A 13,481-nucleotide genomic window follows, 5' to 3' on the forward strand; every position below is an offset into this window, starting at 1 on the left:
TCGCCTCAGGAAGGGTCATACGCCGCCGAAACGGCAGCCGAAACCTGCTCATCGCTCAACTCGGGGTAGGTCGACCGCAGGTAGCCCCGCGCACTCTCCGCGTTCGCGCCCTCGCGCTGCAAGGCCTTCACCAGGCCCATCCCTGGGCCGGGGGGAGCGATCATGTCATTCGTGACCAGCATCAGCGCGTCGGCGAAGGCATCCGCCGTTGCCGACCGCCCGACGCGAAGCAGGGCCCCTGTGTCGCCGGGGTCGTACCCGGCACCCCTGAGGATGGCCATGGCCTCCAAGAGGGTCAGCTCTGGCGATGCCTGGGCCAGCCAGAGCTCTCCGAGCGACGTGACGAAGCTCTGGGCGGGGAAATCGGCCTCCTTCAGGAAGGCCCCCAGCTGCCAGGGCTGGTCGTAGATGGCGCTCAAGAGTTCGGGCGCAAAATCCGCCCCCAGGGAAGCCCGGTCCCGGCCTGCGGCCTTGAGGACGAGGGCGATCGCGATCGGCGTCGAGAGGCCGAAGCGCGACGCCAAGAGCCAGCGGCGCTCGTCGTCGGAGACCCCGAAGTCATCCAGCAACGCCGCGAGCGCCGCTGGACGAACCAAGGTCTCCGCCGCACGTGCCCACTCAGCCTCGGAGAGCCCGATACAGGCCGCGATTTCGCTGGACGGATAGCCTGCCGCCAGAAGAGCGGCCACCAGGAGCGGCGGGGGAAGCTCCAGCCCCCGCTGGCGCATGGCCTCGGTGACTTCCGTGACCGGTGCCGCCGAAGCGTGGAAGAGCTGGGCGAACGCAAAGCACTCGGCAGCCGGATAACGGCCAGCGAAGAGCGCCTTGAACAAGCCCATCGCCTCGCTGCCGAAAATGCCGTCTTCTAGGAGGAGGGTGGCGATCGCCAAGGGGTTGCCCATGGCCTCGCGTACCCGCGCCCACTCCTCGGACGACACCGCCGGGAAGCGGGTCGCGAGCGCCGCGACGACCTCTTCCATCGGATAGCCGCCTGCCGTCAAGGTGATGCTCATGACTCGCGGAGGCATCTGGGGGATGTACCGCCGCAACGCGTCGGCCGCCTCCATGACCGGCTTGATCCAGCGGACGAACGTTTCGGCGAAGGCCCGCGCGTCCGGCGCCTGCACGCCATGCGCCCTCGGCGAGCTATACGAGTGCTCGCGTTTCGCCCTGACGGTCGCCTCGTACGATTGCCCAGGAATCAGGAGGATATCGTCATCGAGGCCGAACGGGACCTCGAGCTTGGTCTCCCCCCAGCTCTTGACGGCCAGGCCCGACTTTTGGCCAAGCACGGTTCCGTCTTGCGCCAGGACGAGTTCGTAGGTCGTGAGACCGTCATCGAAGGTGCCTGGCCATTCGAACGTGAAGCCGCCGGGGCTGAGGGTTTCGACGAGGTAGCCGGGAGTCTCGACGAAGTTGCTCGGAGCGAGCGATACGCGCGTTGGCGGACTCGCCGCAACCCTGCGACCCGCCGCATCCAGCATGACGGCGGTGAGGCAAAGCTCGAAACGGCGTCCATCGGCAGCATGCACGTCGCCGAGCAAGTAAGGCGAGGCCGAGGCGGTCTCGCGTTCCCGCACGCGCGCGGCGTCCCCGTTCATCACCGTTACGTCCAGCCAGTACCGAACCCCTTCCGGCATGGTTGCGGACTCCCAGGTGACTTCGATCAACCGGGTATCCGGGTAGTACATCGCCTCGACCGCGCCTGGAGTCGGAAGCTCTGGCAATTCGAAGGTTTGCTGGACCCGGCTCCAGACGCCGGATTTGACGGAAGACTTCGCCCGGACGCCGATCTGAAGCGACAGGCCATTGTACAAGGCCGGCCCATCCAAGACGCAGGTCGTCGCATCCTTCCAGGTCTGAACCACGTCCGGCCAGAGGGGCTGACCTGCAGCATCCCTGAGGGCCAGGACGTAGCCGCCGTCGGCCTCCGGAACGGCGTCCCACGTGACCAAGAGCTGACCATCGGTCACCCGGGCTGCCAACCCTGCAGGCGCCGCCAGCGTCTCATGCACCGTGGCCTCGTAAACCCACTCCGAGTCCGCGGTGGCTTGCCCGTCGCCAACTGAGCGAGCTCTGGTGACCAGAGTGGCACCTGGCGCCGCGTTCGCCAACTCCTCTTCGGAAATCAGGGCCGTTGCGGGCTCTCCGACGGGCAGCTCCGAGACGTCGATCCCCGCGATCACGGTGTCGGCATGCGCCGTATCGACCACCTCGATCCGGATGCGCGAGGCCCGCGCATCCGGTTGCGTCACGGTGAGGCGCCAGTGCTCGTCATCGTCGCGCGCGAGAGAAACGGTCGCGGGCGGCGTGAGCTGAGCGGGATGATCGGCGATGTCGGCGATCGCCCAATCACGCGAGCGGTAGATGAGGTCCTCGGAGGGCACGTCGTCGCCGCCTTCTGCCGTCGGGAAGAACGTGAACACGGCCTTGACCCGAACGAAGACCTGCGTCACGAAGGCGAACGCCTCGCTCTGGAGCAGGACGCTCGTTTCAGTCGTCGTCAGGGTCGTGCTGGCCGAGAAATCGGCCGTCGTGCTGTATTCGAGCTCGAAGGCGTACGAGCCCTCCTTGGCGGTCAACTCGGGAATCGTGGGCTTGGTGGACGCCAAATCCACCTTCACCGTCTTGGCGTCGACAAACGTACTCGTGGGCTTCCCCGAGAAGTTCAACTTCTCCGCGAGCCGGGCCTTTGCCAGTTCGAACTCGGTCCGGACCAGCTCCAGTTGCTGAAGGGCCTTCGCCCGCTCGGCGGCAGGGTAATGCGAAACCAGTCGCTTCAGAGCCACGAAGGCCCCTGCCGCGACCGCCAGGCCTGCGGCCGTCGCGAACCACGGCCAGAAATCATCCGGAGCCTTCTTGACGAAGTCATCGGCCCGATCCTTGACGTTGGGCGGGCAGATGCCCCTACAGAGTAGGCGGGTGATGAGCTCCTTGCTGTAGTTCTCGACGGCCATCACGGCAATCAATTCGCTCACCTTGTCGGTCTGGGCCAGCAAGGCCTCCGCAATCTCGACGGCGCTCTCGAGCAACGACTTGCCGATGCTTGCGAACAAGGCCTCGGCCGTGAAGCCATCACCCGACTTGGTCAAGACGACCGGCAATTCCGGCAGCGGTAGGTCCACGAGGGTTTTCCCCACGACGGTGATCGAGTAGGTGCCAGAAACGACCAGATGCAGCGAGCCGGAGGAGACCGGTTCGCCCCCTTCGGCTTGCGCCACGGTGACCGAACAGGAAGTCTTGATGGCCTTGTCGAAGACCAGGTCCACCAATTCCTTGCAGGGTTGATTCTTCGAGGCCTCCCGCAGCTCCTTGGCGAAATCGAGCGCATCCAGCCAATCCCCGATGGCCGGGAAGTTCGTAAGGCGGAAGCCCTTGGCGTCAGAATAACTGAAGGCGATCTGCGGATTCTCGATGCCCAGCAGGGTGCCCTGGTAATGGGCCTCACCGAGATAGTAGCGATCCGCGGGGATGGGGCTTGAGACGTACGCGAACGATGCTTGCAGGAAGTCGACGCCGAAGATCTTCAGGCCCGATTGGATCATATAGACGGTCTGACGGGACTTTCGCCTGTCGAGGGTGATGGTCGGGCCGGGCGTCACGTGCGTCACGCCCTGAGCATCCGTGTAGGAATAGGACGTCAACTCGACGAGTCCGAGATCGAGCGAGCCCGGGAACGTGCCGGTCAGGAGCATCCCGTCACGGTCCGCCGGAAGCTCGGCGTCGACGAGGAAGAGCTTCCCGAAGATCTCGACCTCGGCGCGGAGGTGGTAGCCGGAGACGTAGCGGTGGCCGTCGAGTGTCGCGGCACTGCCGTCCGGCAGGTCGGCGTAGTAGACGGCGCCACGCTTGAAGGTGAGCGGTGAGTAATCGCTCGGCCAGTCGACACCCGAGACGACGGAGTCGAAGAGGTCCAAAATGGACAGATCGGCGATGAGGGTGGCAGCGGCCACCTTGGGGGCGCCGTCGACCACGTAGAGCCGGACATTCAGCTCCATCCCGCCGAACGTGAGCGCTCCCTCGACCTTGAGGTCCAGGCGGTTCGCGTCGTCGACCCGTGCGACCAAGAACACGGAAGCCCGGAGGGTCCCTTTGGAAGCAAAGTGATTCAGCAGACGAGACAAGGCGCCCGAATCGGCAACCTGGAGGTTGGCGTACAGGACCATGCCCCGAGGCACGGGCAAGTCGGGGGCCAGCGTCATTCCCGAGAAAGGCGTGGTAAAGGGGACATCATGGGTGGCCGCGTAGGCGGAGACTGCCTGAACGGTCTGCGTCAGCTCGGCTCCGCTGGCCTCGTAGGAGGCGACCACGGCTCCGGCGCTGGCCAAGGGGATCGTCGCATCCAGCGCCTCTTGCAAAGAGGGCCAGAGGCTTCCGAGCAGTTTGTCCGGACGCAGACCGAGCGAGAACAGGTAACGGCGGCTCGTGCCGGCGGCCGAGGGCCTGAAAAGCAAGGAGCCGGTCCCGAGGTCACCGACGGATCCGAAGAGGGCGAGCACGTCCTCCGTCAGATCGAGGTACATGAAGGCTCCGCCGGCAAACTGAAGCGGCGCCGTTGCTGCAGGGATCAGGGTGTTCCAGGCCGGCTGATCGGCGGAAGCGAACTGGCCAGTGAGGGAGGCCAGCGGATCGGAGACGCCGTCGTCCGGGCTAACCACGGCGGTGATGACGGTGTTCTGGGCGCTACCGAGCCAAAGGCGCGCCTCCGCAGTGACGTAGCCCCCGGCGCTGAGACGACCGTAAAGGCAAGCTTCGTAGATCGCCGTGGCCTGCGCGTCGGCGGGAGCCAGGACGCGAACCCGGCCCCCCAGAAGGCCCAGGCTCAGCGATTGCCCGCCGAGCTGGAACTCCCATTGCGTCGGGTCGGCATAGGTCCAGAGCTCGATGGATTGCTCCGGCCGGACCTCGATGCTCAGGCGGGCGGCCGGCATGGTGTCAGGAAGGTTCAGATCCCTTGGCCAAGCGATGCTCCCCGCAGGGGTGAACTGAGCGAGCAGGTCCGCGTAGGCGAGCGCGCCGCTGCCCAAAGCCAGATCACCGCGATAGAAGCTGCCCTCGGCATCACGCCCATAGGCCAGCCAGAGATCGGCCAGCGCGGGCACCTGCCCGGAAATGGGTTCACCGGCCGCGACGCTCAAGCGCCCGGAGACGATGCCCATCGTCGTGGGTTGGGCATCCGCCCGGTAGGAGACGTTGAGGCGCAGGTCGCGAAGCGCGATGGTCGGCGACTTCAGGACGACCAGTTGACCGCTCGACGCGACGAGGACGTCCAGCGCGCTCAGCTCGAATCCCGACGATGCGGCCGAGCGCGTCAGGGTCGCCGCCACGGTCGAGACCTCGAGGTCGAGGAAGTCGGGGCACCCATCCGGGACATCGGGCGTCGCAAGGCCGAAGAGGCCCAGCACACCGGACAAGGTGAGGCGCTGCGTCTCGGAGAGGCTGCTGATCGAGGCCGTGATCGCGGTCGCGTCGTCGGAAGCGAGGCAATCGATGACGATGACGGCATTCAGGTTGCTACCTTGGATGACCCCCGAGAGCTGGTAGCGCGCCGCGTCCGAATCGCTCGCTGCGCGGTACGCCAGGTTCAGGCGCGTGACCGCCAAGGTCCCCACGGTGAGCGACGCATCCGCCGCCAGCGCCATGGTGAAGGCCCGCAATTTCAGGCTCTCCGTATCGAGCTCGACATTGGAATGGGTGACGGTCATGCCGCCGATCACGGGAAGCAAGGCGTTCGGCACGCGCGCGCCGAGGAGCTCCGCGATCATATCGCTCACGCTCCGATTGCCGAGAGAGCGCAGCGTTCCTCGAAGCGTGCCGGCCTGGCCGTCGTACGCGAGGGTGGCCACGGCGGAGGAGCCCAGGTAGGCCTCGGCCTCGAAGGTGGTGAACGGCTGGAAGGGAATCCCCGGGTAGGCCTTGGGATCGGCGTGGGTGTAAGTGACGGAGACGGCCACCGCGGAGAGCGACAGCGGCCCGACGCTCAGCGTGTCGAGGTTGAAGGCGGCGGTCGCACGGGTGAGGCCGAGCTGGGGTGCTTCCCCAGGTGCCTGGATCCGATAGGCGAGGTCGGCCTCGAACGTATCGAGGGTGGTCGACAGCAGGGCCCCCAGAACCGGCGTGCCGCTCAGATCCGGCAGGCCGAGGACGTCGTGGATGATGCCGCAGACACTCAGTTTCTGGACGTTCACGAAGCGGAATGAGCCCCGCTCGGTCAAGCTCGGAAGCTTGACTGAGCCGAAGACCGCGACGCCGGTTCCCAAAAGCAGCGTGGCGCTCAGCGCGCCCGACCATGCCTCGGCGAAATACCGGGCCGAGAGTTCGACTCCTTGCAAGGCCAGGACGTTCGGGATCACGGTCCAGGTTTCCGGGATGGCGAGGTCCAGGCTCACCTCATTGAAGGCATAGCCAGCGTCGCCGCTCATGAGGCTCAGCCTCGCCTGGCGCAGCGTGACGGCATTCAGCACGTCGGCGAGCAGCGGGAGCGTGCTCCCCAATGTATCCAGGCAAGCGCCGTAGCTCACCGCACTCAGCACCTCGGTCAGCGAGGCGGGGGGAGCGTCGAGGGGCGAGCGTAGCTCGAGGGTGTAGGCGTAGGCATTCGCCTCTTCCGCAGCGGAGAGGGACGGGGTGGCCTGAATCGCCCCGGCGAGCGGCCAGGCGGCGAGATGCGCGATGACCTGCTTGCCGCTCTCCGGAACGGCAAACGTGAAGTCCACCCCGACTCCGACGCGCCGGGCCTCGGGGATCAGGGGATCAAAGACCTCGAACTTGATCGTCGTCGTCGTCGGCGCGGGGAAACCCGCGGGCAGGATCGCCGCCCAGTCGAGCGTGAGCGTCCCGGAGACCGAGGTCAGGTGGTAGGTATGGGTCCCTTCGGTGACCGCTGCGAGCGTAAAGCCAAGGTCGGAGAGGTTCGCCGCCGAGCCGAGCAGCCCCGCCCCCATCGGAATCCCGAGGCCTTCGAGCCCCGAAAGGCCCGGGACCAGGCCCGCCAGGTCGCCCAGCGTGGCGTTGCCGGGCAATTTCAACTGCATGCTCGGCCGGTCGGTAGTCATAGGAATGACCGCCTCAAGCGAGACGCCGTTGAGCGATGCGTTTGCCGTCAACGCCATGGCCAGGGTCGGAAGACGGGCGTCTGTCACGGTCAGGACGAGGTTGGACAAGCTCAGGTCCAAGCCGGCCATCGGCGCGGGAAGCCTCAGCGAACCGGCGTTCAAGGTCAAGTCGGCCTGTAGGACCTCGCGCTGGCCTGTGATCGTGGGGAACGTCCGAATTCTCGAGCGCCCGAGATCCATGGTCCAAGCGGGCAGCTCCGAAGCGCCACTCGTCATCTCGTTCAAGAACGCCGGTAGCTTCAGCAGAGTAGTGGCAGCCTGAAGCCGAGAGCCCAGCATATAAGTAAGCAGATTGCCGACCCGCAAGCCGGTCCATTGGTCCTGAGGGATGCCAATCGAATCCAGGTAGGTCGTCAACGGCGAGAAGCGAGCCGGCTGCGGCAAAGAGGCACGCAAGGGGTCTCGGATCAGCTCGACGATCAAGTCGTCGTGCCAGGCGATCGTCACGCGGGCACCGGAAACGTGCGTGGCCCCTTCGGGCGGAACGAGCGCGAAGGCCGCCTCCGTGACGGTCAAGCCCTGGGCCTCGTACGTCACGCTCGCCCCGTCCAGGTCTACCCGCCAGTCAAGTCCCTGTGGGTCGTCCTGGAGCTGAAGTTGGCGAAGGATCTCGGTCGCATTCTCGGGACCGAGGAGCGCCCGCAGCACGTCTGGCGCCGTCATGGGACCTTCATGGGCGATGCCGGCATCTTCGAAGAACTTCCGAAGCGGGACCGATGCGTTCGCCAATAGGCGCGGCATCGGAGCATTCCGGAGGAGAGGAGCCGCATCGGGCGAAATGCGGTTGACCCGGAAGACGGCGATGTCCGGATTTTGCGGGTCGACGGTCCGGAAGGCGTTGTCCGCATCGGTGGTGACGTAGGTATCGGGATTCAGGCCTTTAAAAGGGTCCCAGACGAGCACGAACTCCGTCTCATCTCTCCACTCGCAAGAGAAGACGAAGCTTTGGTAGGCGACGCTATCCCCCATCGCGTCTGGGGCCTCGCAGGTGACGCGAATCTCCTTGAAGCCTCGGGCACCCAGATCATGGGCCTCGCTGATCGTGAAAGGAGTCGGCCGACTCCGAACGACGGGCAGATTGTTACTCGAAAGCCCCAGGTACAAGGGCTGATCCGATTGCCCCACGACCTGAATCTCGTACTGGTCGGCTGGCACGCCCCGATCGGGGAGCGGCTGGAAATTCCTTTCAAGGCAGCCATGCAGCGCGCCGAGATCCACGGCGACAGCCGGCAGTTCTTCGGTTCTCCCGTAGACATCGATGGCGGCGCTATCCGCCTGGGCAGGGTCGAGCACCATCGATGCAGTGCTCGCGAGGTAGCGGATCTCGAGGTATTGCTCCCAGCCTGCTCCGGCCACCCGCGTCACCGAATCCCGCTTGACGCTCTTGCCGTCCGTCACGAACAAGCGGACCTGCCGCTGCCTCTCCTTGGCTGCGGTCGCGATGGCGGCAATGGTTTCAGGTGAAGGGTGGCCGTAGGAGCCGTTGGCGGAGATGACGTAGGCCTTGGCCTCGAAGCTCATGTAGAATACGGTGAGCTCCTTGAAGACGATCCGCCCCATGAAGAAATCGACCGCGCTCGACTCCATCAGGACTTTGTACCAAGACCCAAGAACGGGCGTCGCATGCCGGGAGAAACGTACCCTCGATACGTAGAAGTGTTCAGACTCCAGCGCCTTTTGCTTGAAGGAGCGGATGAGCGCGATCGAGCGATTGCCGTCCACCGAGGTTTCAATCTGATAATTGTCGTCCTGGACGGCTGCGATGCGCTGTTCCAGATCATCGAGGCGCGTTTTGGCCGCTTGCTTTAGGGCTTTAATCTCATCCTTCAGCTCGACACCCGCCGCCTTCGCCGAACCAATGACGGTTTCGAGGATGGTCTGGGATTCGGTCAAGAGCTTTGAACCCAGATCGTGAAGCGCCACCCCCAGGTCGGGATACCCCAACCGGTCGGCCGCGTTCTCCAGCCCCTCTCCGCCGTGCTGGGCCGAAATCGTCTCCAGCACTTCTCTGCCGAGCGAGCGTACGACGCGCTGCACCTCCAGATCCGTGGGGTCCGCTGCGAACGTCAGGATCAGATTGAGCAAGTAATCGGCCTTGGCCGACTCCGTGAGGGTTGGAGCGATGCTGGTGCGGTATTGGGAGTTCCGCAAGCTCCCGTGGTGCGGCACCTTGAAGATCGAAAGAGGCTCGCCCTGCCAGGCCGCAAGCCTCGACTCGAGGAACGGGACGATCGCGGCCCCGATACTGTCGCCCGTGAAGACCATGCGCGTCGCGTCATGGGCCATGAGAATGCTGTTGAGGTTGTTTCCGGAGGAATCGACGCTCCAGTCCCGCGCCAGACGACGGGGGCCTCCACGCCGATACTCGGAAATCCCTCCCGGACCGTGGAGCGTGTAACCCGACAGGCCGGCATGGGGTGTCGAGGTGAACTGGTGGCCGCTGAGCGCCGCTTCGACGACCGAAGAACCGTCGATGGCCGGAAGCAGGAGGGGGCCGTTGAAAACCAGGTTCTTACGCCAGGTCGGCCTCGCGCTGGGGTCCTCGTTAAGATACGTCTGCAGCAATTCGACGAGGCCGCCGTAATGGTCCTCATCCGGATGGCTGATGATGATCGCGTCCGGGGTAACGTGATCCACGTCGCCCCGGAGTTCGCGGTTGATCCGGGCCACCGCCGAGCAAAGATACCGGTAATACGCGGCGCCACGCGATCCGTGGACATAGCCCATCGGACCGCCGTCCAGCATGATCAGCTTGTCCCCGTCCTGGATGATCATGGCGTCGCCGCGCCCGGCATAAAGAACGTGCAAGTAGGTGGGCAAGTTGCGATCATCAGCAGGCATGAGTCATTCTCCACGGCCAGGGGGATCGAGTTCCCCCGTTAAGTCGAAGCCGCCCCTCATTCGGCAAATGAATGCCAAATCAGAAACATATATTCATTAATTTAAAATAATATTTAAGTACTTAATACGAATGATAGCCTATCAATCAATAGACATATTGCCAATCATAAAAAATTCCAGCCTGGCACTGACGCCACCCGCATGGTGGGGACGCCTCTTCAACCACAGCCTAGACGTTTATGACGGTGCGCCGCCTGGCGCGGCGATGCAAAGGATGATAGCGAGAAAGCCCGGCTCTCCGCTGTAAGAAGCCGGGCCATCTTTCGATCCAGGGAGCAGGCAGCGAGCAAGGGAGGTTAGGGCAGTGCCCAAAGCCGGACCGGTCGGAAGTGGAAAATCCGGGCCTATCGGATCGGCCGAAGCGACCACATCCTGAAGGGCCGCCGGAAACTTGGTCGGGCAAGCGTCATGGAGGTGGAAACCAACCTATGATTCGGGTATTTTAGTATCAACTACTTTATATTTCATATGACGAGGCATCGACTTCCGTGAACACAACCATTCAACGTCCCACTCTCGAAGTCGCCGATGCGCCCATCCTGCCCGATCCGCTGCGAGATCGCCTGTTTTGGCGCGTTTTCTCAAATCTGCCCGTCTTCACGATCCTCTTTGAGGACACCGACGTAGAGGCGCGCTTTTTCCAGGTCGATGAGGCTTCGCGGGTCCTATCCGTCGCGGCCGCCGGCTGTGGCATCGCGAGCCTGCTTGCGAGTCGCCCGCAGCACATCGACGCGGTGGACGGCAATGCGCATCACCTGGCGTTGACCGCGCTGAAGGTCGAAGCTGCCCGGCGCCTGAGTTCCCACGAGGAGTTGTACGAGCTGTTTGGGTACGGCGTTCATTCCAACCCGGACCGCGTGCTCAAAGAGTTGACCGCGTCGCTTCCGGCATGGATTCAAGCCCATTGGGCCCGGCATCGCGCCACCTTCCGCCGGGGCTTGTATCGCGGTAGCCTCTCGACCCGGCTGTTCGGGGGGATGCGGTCCATCGCCGGCCTGGATGATGCCTGGATGAGCCGCGTAATCGCCCTACCGACCGCCGAGCGGGTCGCAGAGGTCGAGCAGGTGTACCAGCGCCTCTTGAAGAACCCCTTCTTCGCCGTCGCTGCTCGCTCGCCCTTGCTGATGCTCGCCACGGGCATCAACTTCCGGCAGCGCGATCGCAACCTGAGCGGCACCGGCACCATGGACATGGCGGCGGTATGCCAGGACACTGGGCGGCGCGTGGCGGCAACCGATGTCGAGACCAACTGGATCTTCTGGCACGTGATGGCGGGGCAGTTCAACCATGCCCACCCCGAGGCGCGGCCGCCTTATCTGCGCCAGGCGAACCATGCCCGCTCCCTCGGAGCGCCTACGACGACCGCCTACCATCATCGGAGCTTTCTGGAGGTCATGGCGGGCGCCGAAGAGCGCATCTGGACCCACTACAACTTCAGCGACGCCATGGATTGGCTCTCCGAAGACCTCCAGCGGCGCACGCTCGCTGAAGTGGTGAGAACGAGCCGTCCCGGGGCTTTGTTCATCAACCGGAGCGTGGAAGACACCTGCATGATCAGCCGACTGGGTCTGGAAGATAGCTTCAAGCGGCTGCCGTTTGAATCGGACGAGGCCACCGCCATGGAGCGCGCCGGGCTCTACCGCCGCGTCGATCTCTACCGGGTGGTGCGGTGATGGCGAGCGAACAGACCGAGCATCGGGCATTCCTCAACCGCTATTACGGCAGCGTCAAGCACGTCTACGACCTGACACGGAAGTACTACCTGTTCGGCCGCGACACGGCCCTGAAGCAACTGCTCGGCGAGCCTTGGGAAGCCCTGCTGGAAATCGGTCCCGGCACGGGCCGAAACCTTGAAATCCTGCACAGGGCTCGCCCGGGGGCGCGATATGGGGGTGTCGAGGCGAGCGACGAGATGCTCGGCTACGCCCAGGCGCGCTGTGCCTGGGCGACCCTTCAGCACGGCTACGCCGAAACCGCGGACCTCGCCGCAGTGCTCGATCGCCGGCCCGACCGGATCCTCTTCTCCTACGCGCTATCGATGGTGCAGGACCCCGAAGCCGCGCTCCGCAACGCACGAAGGGCGCTCGCTCCCGGCGGCGAGGTGATCGTGGTCGACTTTGGCGACTTGGGGAGCCTCTGGGGGCCTTTTCGGTCCCCCTTGCGAGCTTTCTTGAAGGCCTTCCACGTCGAACCACTGGATGAGGCCGTGCTCGCGCCGCACGAGCCGCGCATGGCGTGGGGCCCCGGCCACTATTACGTCATCGCAAGGTTGCCAGCCGGGTCGTGAACCCGTAGCCAGTCCAGCACATGGGGGAAGATCTCTTCCGGTGCGCGGGGGCCGAAGAGCAGGTCCGTATGCCCGTAATCGGCCGAAAATCCGTTGGCGCGTAGGCACTCGATCCACCGAACATTCGCCGGGCGCGATCGCTCCATCACCAAGCGAGCCCGACGCGCGAACTCGCTATCACCCGTCATCACCAGCAGCGGCACCTCGGTCGTGGCCAAGCCCGCCAGGTAATCGGTCGCGCCGTTTCGCGATCGCAGGCCATCCTCGCGTATCCAGTCCCGGAACTGTAGGACGAGCGGCGTCGGCACGTCGTCCAAGGTGCGATAGACGATCGCCTTCAGCAACTTACGGTCGATGTTCTCGGTGTTCATCCAAGCCTTGAAGAGCGGTTGCTCATACCAGAGCGGCAGCAGGTCCATCGCGAGCCTGCTCGGCAGGCGGTAAGGAACCGCGTGCAGCCAGGGGAAGCGCTCCATGACATCCAGGGCGGCGAGGCTCGTCTTGTCGAGGGGATAGCCGTACAGGCTCACGGGCGACTCGATGGCCACGCCCGAGCGGATCAGGTCGGCCTCTTCCGAGCCGAGCGCCGCGTACAGCAGCATCCCCCCCAGCGAATAACCGACCCAGTGCAGCTTGAGCGCCCCCGTTCGATCCCGCACATGGGAGATGGCCGTCCGGGCGTCCACCAGATAGTCGTCGAACGCGCCGTCATAGATGCCGGCCCGCCGGGAAAGCCCTGAGCCCCGGACCTCGAGCAGCCAGGTATCGAAGCCTTCGGCGGCGAGGCGTCGGGCCCAGCTGAACCGATCGTCGAAATCGAGGGCGGCTCGGTTCACTCCGAATCCCGAGATCAGCAGAACGGGCTCTCGGCCAGGGATAGGGTCGGCCGCCGGATAGTGATAGAGGGCGAGCCGGGCGCCGTCCGGGGTGGTGAGATACGAGAGCTCGGCCGGGCAAGGGTCTCCGCCGAGGCGCCGACGCATGTGGGCCAGGTACGCCATGGGGGCTGCGATCGCCGCGCCCAGCAGCCACAAGCCTTGCGCGTACCAGCTCATCAACTCACCTCGTCCTCATGGAGTGGCGAGCGGAACCCTCGCCTGCTCGGGCATCATAGCATGCAGGCAGCGTGAGGTGCGTTCAGCGGCCCGCGCCCAGGCGCGATGAGGCGGTAAGGCCAT

General features: G+C 64.7%; 4 protein-coding genes. 2 read left to right on the forward strand and 2 right to left on the reverse strand.

The features are described 5' to 3' along the window. Positions 1-5 precede the first annotated feature (5 nt). The gene (locus J7643_02455; GenBank protein ID MBO9539436.1) at positions 6-9,956 is read right to left on the reverse strand and encodes a hypothetical protein; all 9,951 of its coding nucleotides are present in this window, start codon (positions 9,954-9,956) and stop codon (positions 6-8) included. Positions 9,957-10,504: 548 nt separating this feature from the next. Here J7643_02455 and J7643_02460 point away from each other — a divergent pair. Together J7643_02460 and J7643_02465 are read left to right on the forward strand one after the other, a co-directional pair. Continuing rightward, positions 10,505-11,689: a DUF3419 family protein gene (locus J7643_02460; protein ID MBO9539437.1), complete on the forward strand. Its 1,185-nt coding sequence runs from the start codon at positions 10,505-10,507 to the stop codon at positions 11,687-11,689. Further along, complete coding sequence (locus tag J7643_02465) at positions 11,689-12,303, forward strand: class I SAM-dependent methyltransferase (protein MBO9539438.1); 615 nt, start codon at positions 11,689-11,691, stop codon at positions 12,301-12,303. The genes J7643_02460 and J7643_02465 overlap by 1 nt, the downstream gene beginning before the upstream one ends. On the opposite strand, the gene J7643_02470 is transcribed toward J7643_02465, so the two are convergent. Beyond that, a complete protein-coding gene (locus tag J7643_02470) occupies positions 12,270-13,358 on the reverse strand; it encodes an alpha/beta fold hydrolase (GenBank protein ID MBO9539439.1) in 1,089 nt (362 codons plus the stop codon). The genes J7643_02465 and J7643_02470 overlap by 34 nt on opposite strands. Positions 13,359-13,481 lie beyond the last annotated feature (123 nt).

This window comes from bacterium (genome assembly GCA_017744355.1).
In the GTDB taxonomy this organism is placed as follows: Bacteria; Cyanobacteriota; Sericytochromatia; order S15B-MN24; family UBA4093; genus JAGIBK01.